The organism is Pseudomonas sp. RC10-4-2, from assembly GCF_050433085.1.
Lineage (GTDB): Bacteria > Pseudomonadota > Gammaproteobacteria > Pseudomonadales > Pseudomonadaceae > Pseudomonas > Pseudomonas aeruginosa.
The window spans coordinates 139,112-156,711 of sequence record NZ_JBNPXX010000006.1; the positions used below are offsets into that span (position 1 = coordinate 139,112).

General features: G+C 62.0%; 17 protein-coding genes and 3 pseudogenes. 1 reads left to right on the plus strand and 19 read right to left on the minus strand.

Features of this window, described 5'->3' with window-relative positions; all coding sequences use genetic code 11:
* Positions 1-10: 10 nt before the first annotated feature.
* The 18 genes and pseudogenes from FHW81_RS24365 to FHW81_RS24450 form a co-directional block, all read right to left on the minus strand.
* The gene (locus FHW81_RS24365) at positions 11-367 is read right to left on the minus strand and encodes a TIGR03745 family integrating conjugative element membrane protein (protein ID WP_023103429.1); all 357 of its coding nucleotides are present in this window, start codon (positions 365-367) and stop codon (positions 11-13) included.
* Positions 368-384: 17 nt separating this feature from the next.
* Complete coding sequence (locus tag FHW81_RS24370) at positions 385-624, minus strand: TIGR03758 family integrating conjugative element protein (protein ID WP_031634739.1); 240 nt, start codon at positions 622-624, stop codon at positions 385-387.
* The gene (locus FHW81_RS24375; RefSeq protein ID WP_031634736.1) at positions 621-959 is read right to left on the minus strand and encodes an RAQPRD family integrative conjugative element protein; all 339 of its coding nucleotides are present in this window, start codon (positions 957-959) and stop codon (positions 621-623) included. Before FHW81_RS24375 ends, FHW81_RS24370 begins: the two co-directional genes overlap by 4 nt.
* Before the next feature lie 93 nt (positions 960-1,052).
* On the minus strand, positions 1,053-1,379 hold the full coding sequence (locus tag FHW81_RS24380; RefSeq protein ID WP_429480641.1) for a fimbria/pilus periplasmic chaperone: 327 nt from the start codon (positions 1,377-1,379) through the stop codon (positions 1,053-1,055).
* A gap of 69 nt (positions 1,380-1,448) precedes the next feature.
* Positions 1,449-1,862 (minus strand): annotated as a pseudogene (locus FHW81_RS24385) (fimbrial protein); the annotation flags it as partial.
* 109 nt (positions 1,863-1,971) lie between these two features.
* Positions 1,972-2,619, minus strand: a complete 648-nt coding sequence (locus FHW81_RS24390; RefSeq protein WP_034063979.1) for a response regulator — start codon at positions 2,617-2,619, stop codon at positions 1,972-1,974.
* A 70-nt stretch (positions 2,620-2,689) separates the two neighbouring features.
* Positions 2,690-5,902 (minus strand): response regulator, encoded by a 3,213-nt coding sequence (locus FHW81_RS24395; protein ID WP_217941766.1) that lies wholly within the window; start codon positions 5,900-5,902, stop codon positions 2,690-2,692.
* A gap of 85 nt (positions 5,903-5,987) precedes the next feature.
* Positions 5,988-7,181 carry an EAL domain-containing response regulator gene (locus FHW81_RS24400; protein ID WP_023103424.1) on the minus strand — a complete coding sequence of 398 codons (1,194 nt, stop codon included), beginning with the start codon at positions 7,179-7,181 and terminating at the stop codon, positions 5,988-5,990.
* Positions 7,168-9,987 carry an ATP-binding protein gene (locus tag FHW81_RS24405; RefSeq protein ID WP_089030139.1) on the minus strand — a complete coding sequence of 940 codons (2,820 nt, stop codon included), beginning with the start codon at positions 9,985-9,987 and terminating at the stop codon, positions 7,168-7,170. Before FHW81_RS24405 ends, FHW81_RS24400 begins: the two co-directional genes overlap by 14 nt.
* A gap of 248 nt (positions 9,988-10,235) precedes the next feature.
* Positions 10,236-10,415: pseudogene (locus FHW81_RS24410) on the minus strand (integrase core domain-containing protein); the annotation flags it as partial.
* A gap of 246 nt (positions 10,416-10,661) precedes the next feature.
* A pseudogene (locus tag FHW81_RS24415) lies at positions 10,662-11,035 on the minus strand (fimbria/pilus periplasmic chaperone).
* 15 nt (positions 11,036-11,050) lie between these two features.
* Positions 11,051-11,797, minus strand: a complete 747-nt coding sequence (locus tag FHW81_RS24420; RefSeq protein WP_089030138.1) for a TIGR03747 family integrating conjugative element membrane protein — start codon at positions 11,795-11,797, stop codon at positions 11,051-11,053.
* Positions 11,797-14,031: a type IV conjugative transfer system coupling protein TraD gene (traD, locus tag FHW81_RS24425; RefSeq protein WP_089030137.1), complete on the minus strand. Its 2,235-nt coding sequence runs from the start codon at positions 14,029-14,031 to the stop codon at positions 11,797-11,799. The genes FHW81_RS24420 and traD overlap by 1 nt, the downstream gene beginning before the upstream one ends.
* Before the next feature lie 3 nt (positions 14,032-14,034).
* Complete coding sequence (locus tag FHW81_RS24430; RefSeq protein WP_034063974.1) at positions 14,035-14,304, minus strand: hypothetical protein; 270 nt, start codon at positions 14,302-14,304, stop codon at positions 14,035-14,037.
* An 8-nt stretch (positions 14,305-14,312) separates the two neighbouring features.
* Positions 14,313-14,813, minus strand: coding sequence for an integrating conjugative element protein (locus FHW81_RS24435; protein WP_034063973.1), 501 nt, complete (start codon positions 14,811-14,813; stop codon positions 14,313-14,315).
* Positions 14,810-15,391, minus strand: a complete 582-nt coding sequence (locus FHW81_RS24440; protein WP_015648301.1) for a hypothetical protein — start codon at positions 15,389-15,391, stop codon at positions 14,810-14,812. The genes FHW81_RS24435 and FHW81_RS24440 overlap by 4 nt, the downstream gene beginning before the upstream one ends.
* Entirely contained in the window at positions 15,376-16,131 is a 756-nt protein-coding gene (locus tag FHW81_RS24445) for a TIGR03759 family integrating conjugative element protein (RefSeq protein ID WP_004347934.1), read from the minus strand. The genes FHW81_RS24440 and FHW81_RS24445 overlap by 16 nt, the downstream gene beginning before the upstream one ends.
* A gap of 10 nt (positions 16,132-16,141) precedes the next feature.
* Entirely contained in the window at positions 16,142-16,831 is a 690-nt protein-coding gene (locus FHW81_RS24450) for a hypothetical protein (RefSeq protein ID WP_052168178.1), read from the minus strand.
* A gap of 212 nt (positions 16,832-17,043) precedes the next feature.
* On the opposite strand from FHW81_RS24450, the gene FHW81_RS24455 reads away from it, so the two are divergent.
* Complete coding sequence (locus FHW81_RS24455; RefSeq protein WP_254921537.1) at positions 17,044-17,274, plus strand: LysR substrate-binding domain-containing protein; 231 nt, start codon at positions 17,044-17,046, stop codon at positions 17,272-17,274.
* A gap of 85 nt (positions 17,275-17,359) precedes the next feature.
* Here the strand turns inward: FHW81_RS24455 and FHW81_RS24460 are convergent, their stop codons facing one another.
* Positions 17,360-17,527 carry a hypothetical protein gene (locus FHW81_RS24460; protein ID WP_153576206.1) on the minus strand — a complete coding sequence of 56 codons (168 nt, stop codon included), beginning with the start codon at positions 17,525-17,527 and terminating at the stop codon, positions 17,360-17,362.
* Between the last annotated feature and the right edge of the window lie 73 nt (positions 17,528-17,600).

Here is a 17,600-nt window from a genome sequence, read left to right on the forward strand (position 1 = left end):
GGGAAGGCCCTTACATGATGGCGGTGGCTTTGGTGACGAGATAAATGATCAAGATCAGCAGGCCGACACCTACGGCTACGCCCGCTCCGAGATCCGACCACTTCTTCTTCCCGTCATGGATGGCGTGATAGGTGCCGTAGGTATGCCAAGCGACCCCCAGAAAGACAGCCGCGCAGATGAGCAGCGCGAGGAGCATCGCTCCGTCATAGCCGAAGTTCTGGATGGTTTGCATGATGCCCGATCCCTCCCCACGGCTAGGTGCCTCGGGTTTGGGGAGTGCAGCCAAGGCGATACCGGGGAGCGCCAAAGTGATGGCAGCCAGGCTCCGGTAGAGGGCGGACAGTTTCTGGATGGTGAGTTTCAGCATGAGTGTCTCCGTATGGGTCAGCTGAGGAGGAAGAAAGAGGTGATGCCGAGGATGACCAAGATCCGGATCGCGGAAGCGCCGGCGGTGGCGCTGTCGAGGTTGTTGGTGGCCCAGCCGCGCCAGGTGCTGTACATCGCCCAGGCGGACCACAGCAGAAGGAAGGTCATCGCTGCTCCAATGAACAGCCCCTCGCCAGCCGATGGGGGAAAGCCAGCGGCGGCCTGGAACGCTGATGTCTGGGCTCCGCTCATGCTCACGGCATCGGCCCTCCGCGCAGGGTGTAATTCCCAGATAGGTCGGAAGGGTCACGCGGTTGGGCGCGGCTGGGCGTCATGTAGTCCTGCAGGCCTTGGCGGATGCGCTGCAGGTCAGCGGCCAGGCGTGAGTAGTCGAAGTAGAAGCGCTGTCCGGGCTCATCGGCGCCCTGGGCACTGCGGCGGGCGGTGTCCTCGAGGGCGTTGAGCTGCCGGATCATCACCTCCAGGTTCGCCTGCTCGGAGGCGCTCGCTGCGAAAGCTCCCCGTGCGACCAGCGCACTGCAGGCCAAGACGGCCAGGCAGCTTCGGCGAAGGGATGGATGTGGAGTGTTCACGGCGAATCTCTTGCAGATCAGGGTGCGATCAGCTTGCCGATCGCCCTGATTCCATTCCGCAAGAAATACTCGGCGCGGGTCCGGGGTATTTTTTTATGAGGTTGCGCGTTTGAAAAACAGCAGGTAGCTGACGGGCAGAGCGACGCCCCAGGCCCAGCCTTGGGCGTTCTGATGTTCCTGCTCGGGCAAGACCCTGGCTAACGGTGGAGTAATGGCGAACGGCGCCTGAGCGCTGTTGCCGGCATCCACCCAGCGCTGAACCAAGACTTCGTGGTTACCATTGCGCACGATGATATTGGCTTCCTTGTGAGTGCCGTCGAAAACGACGCGCGTAGAGTTCAGGGAGATGCTGGTGGTTTCCTGGGCAGCTACGAGTATGTCCAGCAACCCGAAAATGGGAGACAGAGAACGACACAACATAGTGGTACCTTGCGGGATGAAGAAGTGGTGAGGCTGTTCAGCCTCGCGTAGAGAGCAGCGGTGAAGTGTTTACTCGTACTGCAAGATGAACGGTAGGGTGGTGTCACCACGACCGGCGGTGGCAGTGTCAGCTGCGCCGGATGTTACGTAGGTGGCGGAGAAGTTCAAGATGGTATCGCCGTCCGCAGCTCCGGTTCCGTACTCCTCGCTCTGGATCTTGGCGGTGGCGGCCGAACTCAGATCGATCAGTTGGCCGTAGGAGACGAGCAGGGCGATGCCGACGTTGGCAGCAGGGCCGGTACCCTTGGTTAGAGCCAGGACTTTCTTGCCGGTGACCAGTCCCGAGCCGCCGCTATTGGGCATCGAAGACTATCGCCACCTTGGTACCGACATTGCAGTTGACGTTGAGGTTGAAGTGCTTGCCGACGGGTTCTCGGCGGTGCCCATATCCTTAATTGAGACGGAGCCCATATCCACGGCAATGTCCACATGAAAGTGAGTAAGTGCTGCAACTAAACGCACTCTCTCAAAGTCGGGTGAGTTCTCTGGCCGATCAGGCGAATCTTAAGCGCCGGTCGATAATGCTCGCGAGTTAATTGAATATATGGCTTGCTAAGCAATAGGCCAATAATTCCTGATCGCTGTTCACTTCAAGTTTGCGCATGGCGGAAACTTTCTGCGTACTAATAGTCTTGGCGCTTCGATGTTGGCTGCGGGCAATTTCACTGACACTTTGGCCAGCCACAAACAGACGTAGTATCTCGAACTCCTTGGGTGACAGGCTTTTCATCCGTTGGTCTATGTTGGTGTTACAGGTGACCACCGAGTGTCTTGCCGGTTGTGGCGCCGGATAGATGTTGTTGCGGGCGATGGCATTGAGGGCCTTTTCGATTTCGCCGTGCAACTGGCTCTTCTGGATGACGCCGTACACGCCCAGTTCTTGCAGCCGTGTCAGGATCAGCGGGTTGGATATCATGGTCAACACAAGGATGCGGACGGTGGGATAGTGGCGCTTGAGATAGCCTATCAGTCTCAGGCCGTCACCGTAGGGTGAGTCTGCCGGCATGTTGTAGTCTGAGATGACCATGTCCGTGGGTTGGTGTTTGAGTAGCTCGATCAGCCCTTGCGAACAGACGGCTTCACCGACCACGCAAAAGCGCGGGTCGCGCTCTATCAGTTCCCGGACGCCGAGCAGTACGATGGGATGATCGTCGGCGATGATGACCTTGAATTTTTCCATAAAAGACGATCCGTTAGCCGGTGCAGAAAGGAAGGCATACTCTCATGCGTTGTCAGCGCTGAAGTTGATTCTATGCAAGGGTATCGAGTATTGCCGACAGCCTGTCCAGAACCTCCTGCAGTTTATCGGTCAGGGCCGCATCGAGTGGCGAGTCGACCAGCGCGTTCTCCAGTGCACAGCACTGTTCGGCTAGGGCCCGGGCCTGCACCACGCCCAAGGCGCCAGCGATGCTGTGAAGGCGCTCGCCAAGGCGTCGGTGGTCGCGTTGTTCAAGGGCCAGGCGCAGCTGCTGCATGTCCTCTCGCAAGGTGCTGATGAACAGGGCGCGCATGGTGGCGGATACTTGAACGGTATCGGTATCGGTATCGGTGACGGCAGGGGCGGGCGAGGCGCTGAGGCTGTCCGCTTGCGCACGGTTAGGCCCGTCGGCCAATACTGGTCGGCACAGGCGGACCAGATGGCTGCGCAAGGCCTGCAGGCTCAACGGTTTGACCATCCAGGCATTCATGCCTACCTCAAGGCAGCGCTGGCCTTCTTCTCGTAGTGCGTTCGCGGTGACGCCGATGATCGGTAGTCGGGCGTCATGCTGGCGTAGGGTTCTGGCCAGTTCGTAGCCATTCATAAGCGGCATGTTCACGTCGGTCAGAACCAGGTCGAATAGGCGTGGTTGCCAGCGCTGCATGGCCTGTTCTCCGTTTGCCGCGACCACCGTAGTGCAACCCAGCGCCTCAAGTTGCTCTTGGAGGATCGCTTGGTTGATCGGATTGTCCTCGACCACCAGGATATGTAGGTGCAGGGCGGTACTTTGCTGCTGCGCGGGGGGCTTCCCATCGGATGCCCCGCCTTGGCGCACCAGGGTTATGACCTGGGCAATGGCGCGTACGTCATGCAGGTCTACCCGCCAGCAGCCGTCAATGAACGCGCCGGGAGCAGGGCCGTCGCTGCTGGCGCAGATCCGTTGGCCATGCCAGGTGGCAGCGTCCGGGCAGTCTAGCAGGTCCACCAGCAGGGCCTGGGGGTTGTCCTTTTCCAGGGGGGGAATCGTCAGGGTCGCGGCGATGCCCAGGCGCTGCAGCCAGTCGACGCCATGCTGGGCAAGCTCCGGTATCGGCGCACGTATATATACCGGGGCGTCGTCGGGCGCCGGGGGCGGATAATCGCTTAGTTCCCCTTGGCCCAGCGGTAGGCTGACGTTAAGGGAGAAGCTGCTGCCCAGTCCCGGCTCGCTGACCACCTTGATCTGGCCACCCATCATCTCGGCCAACCAGCCGCAGATTGGTAGGCCCAGGCCTGCGCCGCCCTCGCTGGAAGCGTCTGCGGCTTGATAGAACACCTCGAAGAGCCTGGCCTGCTGCGCCTGAGAGATACCAATGCCGGTATCGGCAACCTGCCATTGGAGGCTGACTTGGTTGGCATTGAGCGCCAGTACACGGGTGCGCAGCACCACCCGACCGGTGTCGGTGAACTTGATGGCGTTACTCAGCAGGTTGTTGAGGATCTGGCGGATGCGTATCGGGTCGCCAACCACCTGGGCCGGAAGGCGGGCATCGTGGCAGCCATAGAGCAAAAGACCCTTGCTCTCGGCGAAGGCGCGGTAGGTGCGCACGGTATCCTCGAGGATGTCCAGCGGACAGAACGTCACGGGTTCGAGTGCCATCTGCCCGGATTCGATCTTGGTCACGTCAAGCACGTCACTGATCAGTTGGAACAGGGTTGCCGAAGAGCGCTGGATGGTATGCAGGTAGCCCTGCTGGCGGCCATCCAACTGCGTCAGGCCGAGCAGTTCGAGGGTGCCCAGCACGCCGTACAGTGGGGTGCGGATCTCGTGGCTCATGGTCGCCAGGAACAAGGTCTTGGCAGTATTGGCGGCGTCAGCGGCGCGCCGGGCCTCGTCGAGCGCCTGGGCGTCCTCGACGTGACGGGTGACATCGTTGAAAGCGTAAAGGCGCACGTCTTCGCCGTGGTAGCGGGTAGATATGAAACCGACCTGCAGGTGACGGCCTGCGATCTCTAGGTAGTGTTCGCCACTACCGGTGCTGACCACTGCCGAAGCGAGGGTGCTGACCAGTTCGCGGGTGCCCTGCCATTGCTGCGCCCGCTGGTTCTCCAGCAGTACTTCGTGGTCGGCGCTGCGCACCACGCAGAGGCCGGTCGGAGCGGTATCGATGACTACCCGGCTGAAGGCCTCGCTCTCGGCGATGCTCTCGTGGGCGGCGCGGGCTGGCAGAATAACTTGGCGCTGATACCAGCGGATGGCCACCCGGCCCAGCCCGACGAGAACCAGAAAGGTAACGGCGATGCTAGCCAGCGACCAGAATGCGTAACGGAAAAAGTGCCGGTAGGTTACGGTGTAGACTGCGCTCCAGCCACCGTTGGCTTGTTCGTGGAGACGGAACACCAGGCCTTCGGGCTTGAGGTTGAGGCCCTCATGCACCCCCTTCAGCGAAGTGGGCTTGCCTATCAGCACGTCGCCGGAAGGGGCAATGAGGTTGAAGTGGTCATACACGCTCCAGTCCATGATGCGTTCAAAATCATCTATCTGGGCCATGTCCACCAGCGACGCCACTTGGGTGCGTCGGCCGTCGACGTTGGCCGGGTCCAGGATGATGTTGGCATAGGCCAGCACGCGCGGCGGTGAGGTTTGGTCCGGCTGCTCTACATAGCTGCGCCAGATGATCCCAGGGCCTTTGTTCTGCGGCTGGCGTGCGATGACCTGCCTGATCACGTCGCTGAATGGTTCCTTCTCAGGCTTGTCCCGCCAGCGTCCTGCGGCGGGAACTGTGATGTCGTAACGGGCATCCGGCGAGAACAGGAACACCTGCGGCGAGCGATAGGGAGAGGCTGACCAGAACATGCTGTAGAAGCTGGCCAGATTCGCCCCTTGGGTGAAGATGTCCGGCACTTCGCTGTCAGCGAGATTACGCCGGTCGAGATTGAGGCTGAACGGCATGGAAAACGGGAAGACTTGGCCCTTGTAGATATTCGGCCCTTCTTCGGGTAGCGGTTCTAGGATCGGTTCGAGCGCGCGTGGATAGTTGAACAGCTCCCCCTTGGCGCTGCGTTGCACTAGGGCCTTGAGGAAGGTTTCCTGCTCCTGGATATTCTCCATCAGCCGGGCGAAATGGATGCTGATCGTGTCGCTGTTTTCGTCGAGCAGGCGCTCGATCGACCAGAAGCTGAAACCGGCCAGCAGCAGCGCCAGGCCCAGCAGTACTGTCATGCCTTTGTTCAGGCGCAGAGAACTGCGGGCCAGGTTTTCCAGCAGAGCGTTGTACTGTTTCATGCAAGGATCCGGAAAGGCCGTAGTGGCATCAATACTCAGTGAATAATACCTTGGATGCCCGGCCAGCGCCGTGATATACAGCGGGTCAGTAGGCCAACGGCGGGCCGTCGCTGTGTAGCAGGCGCTTGAATTGTTCCGCCGACACGGCATGGGAGATCAAAAAGCCCTGCACCTGGTTGCAGTCGACCTTACGCAGTATCTCGAGCTCCTGGGGCGTCTCGACCCCTTCGGCCACTACAGTGAGCCCGAGCTTGCGACCCAGGGCGACGATGCTGACTAGAGCCGAGGTCAGACTCTCGCTTTCATTGCAACGTTGCACTAGCGCTCGGTCGATCTTCAGTTCGGTGAAGGGCGTCGATACCAGGCTCATGTAGGAGCTGTAGCCTTTACCGAAGTCGTCCTGGGAAAGGCCAAAACCTTTCATGCGCAATCGGCAGGCACCTGCATAGAAGTTGCTCAGCTCCTCGGGAATGGAGCACTCCATCAGCTCGAAGCAGAGCTTGCTGGGTATGCCTTGGTGGTGCAGTACGAATTCCAGCAGCCGGTCGGCCAAGTCATGGCTGTTTAGCAGATGGGTTGGCAGGTTGATCGAGACCGGTATGTCATAGCCCTGTTCACGCCACCGCGCCTGAGCATCCACGGCCTGCTGGAGCATCACCCACAGCAGCCTTTCCTCCAGACCGAAGGCATTGATCGTCGGCAGGAAGGTGCCTGGCAGCAACACTCCTTGCTCCGGGTGCAACCAGCGCACCAGGGCCTCGGCCGCGACGATGCGACCATTATGCAAGGACTTCTTGGGTTGGAACCAGGCCTGGAAGGCATGGTTGTTCAAGGCATCGATTAGGGTCTGGCGGTCGAATTCCGTCGTAACAGGTGCCGCTTGGGTCGGTGCCTGATAGTGCAGCTGCAGTTGATCGATTAGGCTGCGCAGCGCAACAGGCTCGACCGGCTTGGATATCAGTCCGAGCACGTCCACACCGAGGTTCTTGGCTACCAGGCTCGCCGCCATTAGCATGCGCCGCGAGGCCGCGCTCATGATCGCCAGGCCTGGCTTGTGGCGCAGACCGGCGAGGTGCTGAATGAACTGTACGCCGTCCATGCCGGGCATCAACAGGTCGGTCAGAACCAGGTCGAACTCACACTGGTGCAGGCGCTCCAGCGCTTCCTGACCATCCCGAGCCGCTTCCAGGTTGAAGCTGCCAAGTTCGCTGAACAGGTGTTGCAGGTACATGTGCTGGAACGGGTGGTCTTCGACAATCAGGATGTTAAAGGTCTTCAAAACGGCTACCTCGATACGGAGCTAGGCAGTTGAGCAGGACTTGCAGGTTGAAGGGCTTAACCAGGCAGCGATCCATACCGGCGGCCAGGCACAGTTCTTCCTCGCCGCGCAGGGCATTGGCGGTGGCGCCGATGATGGGGCGGGTGCAGCCTTGCCGGCGCAGGGTCCTGGCTAGTTCGTAGCCGTTAATGCCGGGCATGTTGACGTCGGTCAGCAGCAGGTCGAAATGCTTGCGCTGCCAGGCTTGCAGTGCCTGCTCACCGTTACTGGCCAAGGTCACGTTGCAACCGAGCTCTGTGAGCTGGTCGCGCAGTATCAATTGGTTGATGACATTGTCCTCGGCAACCAGCACGTGCAGCCCGAGCGGCTCAGCCGAAGTAGCTGGCACGGCCTGGTCCCTGGGACAATGCAGACCCTGGGCCTGGCCGACAGCATGGTGCAGGGCGTCCAGGTCGTTGAGGTTGACCTGCCAGTGCTCGGCCTCATGCCGCGCTTCCCAGCAGTCCTGGGCGCTGGCCAGGATGCGTGGGCCGGACCATTCGGGGACCAGCCAGTGCTCGACGTTGCCGGGATGCAGCTCGACCAGCAGTTCGCCGGCCACGGCGCTGCCCGGCACCGGCGCGCCGACCTGAGCGCGTGCACCCCACCGGCACAGCCAGCCGCTGATGGCTTCGGCCAATTCGTGTACTGGCGACACCACGTGAACGCGTTCAGCCAGCAGGTTGAATGGGGCGCTGGCTTGGTCTGACGCGACTTCCAGGGGCAGTGTCAGGCTGAAGCTGCTGCCCAGGCCCAACTCGCTGACCAAGCGTAGTTGGCCGTTCATCAATTGTGTCAGGCGCTGGCATATCGACAGCCCGAGCCCGGTGCCAGGGATGACCTGGGTATGGCCTTCGGTTTGGTAGAACGGGTCGAAGATGAACGGTTGGTCCTGTTCGGCGATGCCCTTGCCCGTGTCCGAGACCTGCCACAACAGGCAAGATCGCTCGCCGTCGCGGTTTAGCAGTCTGGCCCGCAGTACCACACGGCCGCAATCGGTGAACTTGACCGCGTTGCTCAACAGGTTGTTGAGGATCTGGCGGATCCGGTTGGCGTCGCCGATCAGGTGTTCAGGCAGGCGCGGGTCCAGGCAGCTGTAGAGCTGAAGCCCCTTGCTCCGGGCGGCTGCACTGTAGCTCTGGATCACTTCGCGGACTAGGTCTGGGGCTCTGAATTCGCTGAGTTCGAGGGTCAACTGGCCAGCCTCGATCTTGGACACGTCTAGCACGTCGCAGATCAATTGCAGCAAGGTCGACGAGGAACCTTCGATGGCTCGTAGGTAATCGCGTTGCTGGGCGTCGAGTATGGTGCGCGACAGCAGCTCCAGCGTGCCCAGCACGCCATATAGAGGTGTGCGGATTTCGTGGCTCATGGTCGCCAGGAACTGGGTTTTCGCTTCATTGGCCGTGTCGGCTGCGCGCCGGGCTTCCTCCAGAGCGGCCTCAATCTGCTTGCGTGCGCTGATGTCGCTGAATGCGCAAAGCAGCACCTGTTCGCCTTTGTAGCGGGTTGGCGAGCAGCTCAGGTACAGGTGGCGCCCTTCGGCACTCTCGAAATAGTCGCTGCACTGGCCTTCGTGCTGCTCGAAGGCTTGCTTGATCCATTGCGTGCTGCGCGCGTCGCGTGCCTGGTCCTTGCCCAGCCACTGCTGGGCCAGGTGGTTCTCCAGCACCACCTGGCCATCGCTGCGGCGCAGCACGCACAGAGCGACGGGGGCGGTTTCGATGACATCACGGCTGAACATTTCGCTTTCCACCAGCGCGCGGATGCGTTCGACGGTGGGGGTGAAGAAGCGCTGGTCAAAACGCTGAATCAACACATGTATCAAGGTGATGCTGAGCAGGCAGAACAGCAGGGCACCAAGAAGTTGCTGCCATAGACCAGCAAGGATGGCTGACAGGTCGATCGCATAGACCAGTTGCCAGTCCGAGGACATCAACGGCTTACTGATGACTAGGTGCTCAGGCAGTAGCCCCTGACCGGCGAAGCCGAAGAAGTTGTTATCCATGGGGTGGCGCAGCGAGCCGACCAGTGTCGGTCCCGGGCTGTTGGTGAACACCAGCATGCCGTCGGCGTTGAACATCATGAATTCGCCTGCGCTGGTATCCTTCAGCGACGATGACACTGCGTGGCTGTCGATTTCCAGCCCCAGCCAGCCAGAGTCCGCGTCGCGCTCGTCTAGGCGCAGGAAGATGAACAAACGCGAACGGTGCGCGTCTAGATCGGCCAGCCACACCTCCCGGGGGGATTTGGCCAGTAGCCCAGCAGCGCGTAGCTGGGCCAGCATCGCAGGCGAAGGCGGCGAGGCCTGGGCGTTAACGTTGTACAGCCAGCGCATGTGGGGTTGAGCACCGGCGTCGACGTACAGCAGGTTGACCTGCCGAGCCTTGAGGTAGGTACGCATGCGCTGGGTCAGCCACAGGCTCCAGCGCTTGTCCGGCTGGCTACCCAGTTGCAGGTGCACTTCTTCGTCCGGTGCCAGAGGCAGCCAGTTGGCGCCCGGATCAGTTTGGCGCACGGCTGCGAGGCTCAAGCTCTCTAGCAGCCCCTCTCTGTTGGTGAAGAAGGTGTGGGCCTCGGCGATCGTACTGCTCATGGCTCCGTGGCGCCGGGCGATGTCGGTGTTGAAGGTGAAGGACAGAAAGTTGTAGGCCGCGCCAAGAATGCCGGCCGACAGCACAATCGCCAACAGCCGAAGCAGGCGGCGCGCTGCCTCGGGGTCGGAGAGTAGGGGGTTGATCTGTTGCAGGTAAGCTTTGAGTCGCATCCCGCGAATTTAGGCCGGCATCTGGTAACTGGACATCAGACGATCCTTAAAAGGCCGCCTGACCGAGGGTTTACTTGGTAGTACAAGTCCACCCGAGCCATTGCTTCGAACGGGCCGATGATGGGCGTCGAGCGCCAGATTAGGTCGGAGCGGAACTCGTTACTGGCCATGCCCGGAACGGCCAGATCGGCCAACTTGCATCAGTTGTCGAAGAGCCCCGGTTGGTTGCTGTTGACCTACCCCCAGTTTTAGTACCGTTGCCTATTTTGTAGGCCCTGGGCTGATATCAATTTTTCCTGCTTCAATTGCTGCTGGTGAGTTCGCCAACTTGCAGCAAATTCTGTCGGGGTGAGATTGCCAATGGCGCTGTGTGGTCGGTGCTCGTTGTAATCCTGCCGCCAGGCCGCGATTCGGATTCTCGCTTCGGAGTGCCATCGGGCTGCCGTTCTCGCTGCTGCCGCCATGTTGTCGTACCTGCCGTGCTGTTGCATTTGCACCGCACGGCACGCAGCCGTCCAACGTGCAGGCGCCTTACCTTGAAAGCGCCCGGACTGCGGCCATCGCCGCCTGGGCCGCCGGTGCCTGGAGCGACAGTGGAAGGCATGGAAGGCACTTGGGTTGCGGACTTCGATCCGGCCAGGCTGATGCGTGCTCCATCCTGGCCCTTGACTGCCTCACTGGCTGAGCCTGGCAGGTCGGTAGAACAGTTTCAGACGCTGGCGGATGGCGAACTGCCGGGTGTCGGTCTGTCTGGGGTTACGCGGGATATCGAGGATGTTAGCCAGAACAGTGACTCCCTGTCCTTGGGCAGGCTTTGGCCGGCATGCAGCACCCGCAGCACCTGCTGGCCGTTGGGCGGGATCAACGTCAATGGCTTTATGGTGGTGAAGGGAGCATCGTCTCGTTCGTCAGGGATACTGACCCAGCTCTGCATGACCGTCTCGAGGCCACTGCGATTGACCACGTTGATGCTCGCTTCCTTGTCTGAGCTTTGATAGATGAGGCGGGGGCCTCCGATTGGATGGTCGGTGACTGTTCGTAAGTCCACTGCACGGCGGGTCTCCTACAGGTACTTTTTGAAGGTGGATGCTGTGATGCATACCGCTATGCCGAGCAACGCGGCGCAGGGCAGCAGGATGAGCAGGGGATTGATGCTGATGGGGATCGCCAGGTAGAGGGTCCAAGGGACGATCGCTAGCGGAATGATGCTGCCGCGCGCCTTGTGGTAGAGGTAACTGGACTCCCGGCCGGCGCCGAACTTGCGCAGGTCCCGGCGCACCAGGCCGTCCACCAGGCCGGTGAACGCAGCCATCAGGAACAACGGGATCGTCATGACTAGGATCACCAGGCGCACGACGAATGTCAGTACTGTGTACAGCGCCGCCAGACCGTAGTTCTGCAGCGTGGAGACACCCTGGGCGGTGAGATAGCGAACGTCCAGAGGGCTCCGTGGCCCGGCCTGCGCGATGGTAGTCATGTTGGTCATCCAGTCGACTATCCCGGTCTTCACGAACAACCAGTCGTAGGCCAACTGGGCCAGCCAGGTGGCGGTTTGACCCGGTTCCTGCACGACGACGCTGTGTAGCAGTCCCTGCGACAGCCAATTGAGTTCGTACTCGAACATGGCCTGGGCATGCTTCCAGCCCGCGTCAGGCCAGAAGAAATACAGGCAAACCCACTCCACGATGATTGCGCCGATCAGCGACCCGAACATCACGCCGAGAAATTGGAAGGGCGTACTGATGATGGTGCCGAGAAGGGTCTTCTGGCTCTCTTGTTGCTGCTCTGCTCGTTGAGTGACTTCAGCCATCAGGCGGCATCCTCACCGGCGCCGAGGTGACGGAAATCGTCGACCAGGTCCTGGGGCAGACCATCCTGCAGGGCGGAGTATCCCGGCGCCTCCCACCACTCGCTGTTGGCGGCCTGGCCCTTGCGCATACCGGCAGCCAGCTCCTGCAGGCTTTTCGGCATCACCTCGTCGGGGTCGACCGCCGGCAGCGGCATTCGGATCTTCCAGAGATTGCCGCCCTCGAGTAGCGCGAACGCTTGTCCTTTGGGCAGACCAACGATGTGGGCCGGCTCGAGCATCGGCACGCTGGTCATCTGCACCTGGTCGTGCGAGCTGGAGGTGAAGGCTACCTTCTTGTTGTTGTTGATCGCGTCGTTGGCGCCGCTCGCCGGCGTGCTGGTGTAGATCTGGACCTTGGGGAGCTGATTGGTAAGGAGTTCGGCCGTGGCGGTCTCGCGCACCCGCAGCATGAACAGGTTGTTGAAGTTGCCGATGATCTGACCGGCCTTCGCGCGGGAGCCGATCTTGGCCTCGATGTCGCTCATGGTCTGGGTGTAGGCCGTCACCTGCACGCCGGCGCCGCCCGCTTTGTTGACCATGGGGATGAACTCGTCGCCAATCAGCTCGTTGAACTCGTCGGCATGCAGGTTGATGCGGACCTTGCCGCCGGCGAGCGAGCCGGGCAGGCCGTCATCGACACCATGCTTGTAGATGTGACCCGCTACCGAGACCAGGTCGCTGAACATGGAGTTGCCCACCGCGGCGGCGACCTCGGTATCCGATAGTGCGTCGAGGCCGACGTAGACCACGGCGCGTTTGCGGATGACCTGCATCCAGTCGAAGATCGGCCGCGGATCGTTGAGGTCCGCGTAGTTGGGCGAAAGAAGCTCCGAGATCCGCCCGGTAGTGAGTTTCTCCAGTAGCGGCAGCAGCGAGGCCACGATCTTGTCGAAGTAGGTCTTGTCGTAGCGCACGGCGCTCTTCAAGCCTTCCATGACCGGGTCGGCGATGCGTTTCTGTGTCAGGTACTGGTCGATGGCTACGACCCGCAGGGGCCGTCCTTTCATGTTGAACGGGATGTTCTTGTCGTTGAGCTTGCCCTCGATCTGGATGATGGTGTCCCAGGCCCTGGGATCGTGCTCGCTGATGTATTTCTGCGCATATTCGACGAACAACGCATCGATGTTCACGACGTGCCGGAGGATCTGCTGGTAGTCAGGCCGGATACCCAGCGCGTGCAGCGCGCGGGCGATGATGTTGACGAACCGCCAGGCGAACTCGCGGAACGCCGCGCTGTTGCCCTCGCCGGAGAGCTGGCCGGCGACGCGGGTGGCGACCTCGGAGATCCGACCGAACCGGCCGACGGCGTTGTAGCGTGCCGACAGGTCAGGATGACCGAGGTGGAACACGTAGAACTCGTCCAGGCGGCCGGCACGTTCGCATTCCACGTACATACGCTTCAGCAGGTCAGCGTCGCCTTTCGGGTCGAAGACGATCACCACCTCGTAGTCCGGCTGCTCCTCTGCGCGCCGGCGCCGATAGCCGTGGTGAACCGTCTGGGTCCGCCGGCCCATCTTCACTCGCTGGCGTCGGCCCCGGCAGTGGGTGCGGCGAATATCCTGGGTGATGAACAGCTCCGCGAGTCGCGTCTTACCCACCCGCGTGGTGCCAAGCACCAGGGTGTGGCCGACGCGCTCGCCCAGTTGCAAGCCCACGTCCTCCTCTCGCGGTTCGATGCCGTGGAGCCGAGGCAGACCGCCCACGGGTGGCAACGGCCGAGCGGGGTTCCAGGCCACGTCCCATGCAGTGGATTTGGCGACCAGCTTCAGGGGGAAGGGGGCGAACTCGAGCTGCTTCTCCAACCGGCGCGCGCGCTCGTAGAGCGGCGAGGGCTCGACGTAGGAGGCGAACTGGGGCAGGTAGGTATCTGCCAGGCGCTGCGTATGCTTCTGCGTCCAGCGAAATCCTTTACCGATGAACAGGTGTTCGTTGCTGACCGGCATCTCGGCGCTGGTCATCGTGTACTTCGGCAGTCGGCGAATGTTCCGCCGGTAGCGGAGCACCACGCCGGCCTGCTTCAGCCGCACGATACCCAGCCAGGCGAAGCACAGCGCGGCCACGATGCCGAACAGCGGAGTGAGGGCGAACGTCCACGGCGCGACGATGCAGAGCGCGGCTGCGGTGAAGCACACGGTGGTGGTGTAGAGCTCCACGGCAGGCCGCAAGAGCGCTTCCAGCGGGTACTGGCCAGCCATGGGTTACACCTTCAGGCTTGCCGGCGCCTGCAGGAGGCCCGGTCGGCGGCCCTTGGCATGAAGTTCGAGCACCTGTTTCCTGGCTTGCTCTACCTCATCATCAGGCAGCATCTGCTCCAGCAGCTCGCAGAGGGTCGACTCGTCCTCCAAGGCCTTGGACGCCACCTCACCGCCGTAGCGTGAGATCAGGTCGAGCAACCCCTGGTACATGAGTTGGCGTGCCTGAGCGTCGCTCGGCTGCTTGATGACTAGGGTGATCAGGTGAGTAGTCATGAGGACTCCTACTGCTGGATGGCGGTGGATGTGATGAGGGCGGGGTAGTGCCGCAGCCCTAGCCGGTCGACCAGGTCGTCCGCCGGCGCTGGCAATATCTGAAGTCCTTTCCCCCAGGCCCGGATTTCCGTCAGGCGCGCTTCGCTGGCCACGTTCACTGCCAGGCCCACGGCTTGGAGGCCTCGGAGCTCGTCGCCTCGCTCTTTCAGCCAGATTCGAGACAGCGTGTCGTCGCCGACCAGGAACAGCGGTTGCAGGCCTGGAGCGTTGATGGCGCGCCCCTGGACCTGTCCTGGCGAAAGGCGGGCGGAGTGAACTGGAAACGCACCTGAGCCGCGGACGCCCAGGTCGCCAGGTCCTGGTGCAGCAGCGGATGGCTGCGGATCCAGGCCCTGGTAGTAGGGGAGCGCCGAGGCGCCGCCGAGGTCTTCGACAACGATCAGCCCGGCGGCCCAGGCTTGAGTCGCGAACGCCGTGCAAAATGCCAGCGTGGCAATGAACTTCTTCATGGATTGGTCACCAGTAGGTTGACGCCGAGAACTTGGCTAAGGTGGCGGGAAACCGTCCTACGGTATTTGGCGGCAGGCGCGCCGCCGGCGGGGCGGTGGTAGCGGCCGGCAACTTGGATCCAGTCCACCGGTCTTCCCGGGGCGGATGCATACAGGGCGTCCCGCTGCTCGATCAGGATGTCGGAGGTGGCGTCCAGGTTCTTGTACGGATCCAGGGACTCGCAGGGGCTGGAGAAACGATGTCCGTTCCAGCCGATGTTGACCTGGCCGAGGCCGGAATCGACGCTCTTGGCCCCGTAGAGGTTGATTGCCGCGAGTAGCGCTGTGCAGGCGGCGGTGCGGGTCGCGTAGTAGTAGGATTTCCCTGCGACGTTCAATGTCCAGGGCCAGGGAACGTATTCGCCGCGCAGCAGGACCTTGCTCTCGGTCAGCGCGACCGAGTAGAGCACCTCGGCCGGAACCCCTTTGGGCAGAGCGATCTGCTTGTACGCCGGCGGTGGATCCACGGCGGCCTGAGCGATGTTGACCAGGGCCAGCAGGGTGGCCAGTTGGAGGGCTCGAACTACAGACGTTGCCATCGGCCGTTCACCTCCTGTACCAGGGCGGGAAGGGCCCCGCCCAGTCCCAGGGCCATCCAGCGGCCCTCGTCATGATTGAGCGTGATCTGCTTGCTGCGAACCTTCTTCGGGTCGATGCCGGCGAGGATTGCCCAGTGCCGCACTCGCTCTGCGTCGTTCTGGCTACCGACGAAGTAGAGGTCGAACTCCTTTTCTGCATGTTGCAGGTCGCGGACCCGCTGGATGCAGGCGGTGCAGTTGTCCTGGACGAACAGGGCCAGGCGCCCGCTGCTCTGCAACGCTGGGCTCATGTTCGGCGTGCCCGACGGGTTGGCTGTGCTGCTTTCGGTGAGGCGGATCACCCCCTCGCCTGGATAGGCGCGGGCGAAGGCTTCGTCGTATGCGCGCTGGTAGGCGAGTTCCTTCTCGACCCGGCGCCGTTCGGCCTGGACCTGTAGATCGGCATACCGCCGCCGTTCCTCTGCCGATCGCGCCTCGATGCCCAGCGCGGTCAGCGGGTCAATGCCAGGCGAGTACACGCCCCGGGGGCCCTGCATGAGCGTCTGGTAGCGGGTCCATTCCTGTTGGTTCAGTCCCCACTCCTGGGCCAGGTCGCTCTGAGATGTCTTTTGTTTCAGCGTGCCGAGTTGGCTACCGGATAGCTGGCTGCTGGTCTCTCGGCTTGCCGCAGCCTCTTGGCCGACTGCGGGATAGCTCAGCAGCAGCACCAGGCCGGACAGGAGCGATACGGTTCTGATCATGGGCGGGGTCCTATGGTTGGATGCGAACGCTGCGCGAGGCGCCGGCGACGTCGAAGTGCGCGGTACCATCGTCAAGGTCGGTCAGTCGCCAGTTCGTGCCGGCGACGGCATCTCCCTGGCGAATGAGGTAGATCTGGCTGAGCTGGGTGGATCCCGGAGGTGCAACCGACAGAAACCGTTCTCCCCCGCGATACTCCACGCCAAGGATCGAGAAGGGCGGGGGCTCCATCGGTTTGGGTTTCGGCTTGGGCTTGGCGGGTAGGGGGCGCTTTGGCGCTGGCACGATCAGCGGCGGCGCCTTGGCATGCTTTTCTTGAAGCGTGCGGACAGAACCGTCCAGTGTCTCCACGGTTGCCTTGAGCACCAGGAGATCGCCGGCCGAGGCGGTGGTCTGAGCCAGGTTCTCGACGGCATCGGAGGCCTGCTTGGCGAACGCCTGCGCGGCGTCAATGCGGTTGGACAGCGCCTGCTGGCCTGAGCGGAAGTCCTCGTTGCTGACCAGGTGCTGTCCATCCACGGTGTCGAGGCGCTCGTCGACTCGATTCAAGCGAGCCAGGATCGCCTCTAGCGAGGTCTTTTCCGCGGCACTGTCCACGCCTGATCGGAGCTGAATGAGTTGGTACTGCTGGTAGCCCAGCAGGCCGGCCATTGCTGTCAAGCAGAGGCCAAGAATCATTGATGCAGGGGATGGGCGTTTCATGGGTGTCCTCGCGCGAAGCCAGAGACACCCTCTCAGACAGCCCCCATTGAGGCAGTAGGAAATACTCGGTAAGTGGGGGTGGGATTTTTTTGGATAGGATTCTGGTGAGTCGTCGGATGTGGTGCCCTGAGCGAAAATGACGCAACCCAGGGTGCCATCGGAGCTATCGTCGCTTTGGTAGCACTTCAGCAACGGGGTGGATTCAACTGGCCATCGCCGACCTGGCCGATCAGCCCTTGATCATCAGCTCGCAAAGCCGTTCGCCTTCCATGCATGCCTTGATGTTGCGGGGCTTCGAAGAGGCGGGGATCCAGCCCCGCGTCGTGCAGCAGGCCGCCCAACTGACGACCGCTCTCGGACTGGTGGAAAGTGGTCTGGGGGTCGCGACGATTCCTCTCAGGCGGCCAAATATGTCGGCCCGGATATTCGCGTGGTGCCGCTGAGCGGTCTCTCGGAAAACCTGCGGTCGGGCATAGCCCTTGCCACCTTGCCTGAGCAGATCACGATGGCAGCACGCAACTTCTGTGATCACGCCATGCAGGTGGCTCCTGGCGCAAGCCACGCCGCCGGCTCAGACCGGGGGGGGGAGCGATTGAGCGACTCCAGGAGCTCGTCGCCGAACTCGTCGATGAAGTCGGTCAGGTTGATGTTCAGGGGGGAGGCGGCCAGGGCGGCCGGTTGGGTCAGAGCGTTCATGTGCATCTCCTGCAGGTGACGAACGGAGCAGGGCGTGCACGGTCCCCTTCGGGTATCGGCATACCCTGCAGGG

Coding starts and splice junctions, on each gene's coding strand:
- FHW81_RS24395 (WP_217941766.1), bottom strand. CDS start 5,902: ATGAAACAGTACAACGCTCTGCTGGAAAACCTGGCCCGCAGTTCTCTG.
- FHW81_RS24460 (WP_153576206.1), bottom strand. CDS start 17,527: ATGAACGCTCTGACCCAACCGGCCGCCCTGGCCGCCTCCCCCCTGAAC.
- FHW81_RS24420 (WP_089030138.1), bottom strand. CDS start 11,797: ATGGCTGAAGTCACTCAACGAGCAGAGCAGCAACAAGAGAGCCAGAAG.
- FHW81_RS24390 (WP_034063979.1), bottom strand. CDS start 2,619: ATGGAAAAATTCAAGGTCATCATCGCCGACGATCATCCCATCGTACTG.
- FHW81_RS24440 (WP_015648301.1), bottom strand. CDS start 15,391: ATGGCAACGTCTGTAGTTCGAGCCCTCCAACTGGCCACCCTGCTGGCC.
- FHW81_RS24445 (WP_004347934.1), bottom strand. CDS start 16,131: ATGATCAGAACCGTATCGCTCCTGTCCGGCCTGGTGCTGCTGCTGAGC.
- FHW81_RS24435 (WP_034063973.1), bottom strand. CDS start 14,813: ATGAAGAAGTTCATTGCCACGCTGGCATTTTGCACGGCGTTCGCGACT.
- FHW81_RS24365 (WP_023103429.1), bottom strand. CDS start 367: ATGCTGAAACTCACCATCCAGAAACTGTCCGCCCTCTACCGGAGCCTG.
- traD (WP_089030137.1), bottom strand. CDS start 14,031: ATGGCTGGCCAGTACCCGCTGGAAGCGCTCTTGCGGCCTGCCGTGGAG.
- FHW81_RS24450 (WP_052168178.1), bottom strand. CDS start 16,831: ATGAAACGCCCATCCCCTGCATCAATGATTCTTGGCCTCTGCTTGACA.
- FHW81_RS24430 (WP_034063974.1), bottom strand. CDS start 14,304: ATGACTACTCACCTGATCACCCTAGTCATCAAGCAGCCGAGCGACGCT.
- FHW81_RS24380 (WP_429480641.1), bottom strand. CDS start 1,379: ATGTTGTGTCGTTCTCTGTCTCCCATTTTCGGGTTGCTGGACATACTC.
- FHW81_RS24405 (WP_089030139.1), bottom strand. CDS start 9,987: ATGCGACTCAAAGCTTACCTGCAACAGATCAACCCCCTACTCTCCGAC.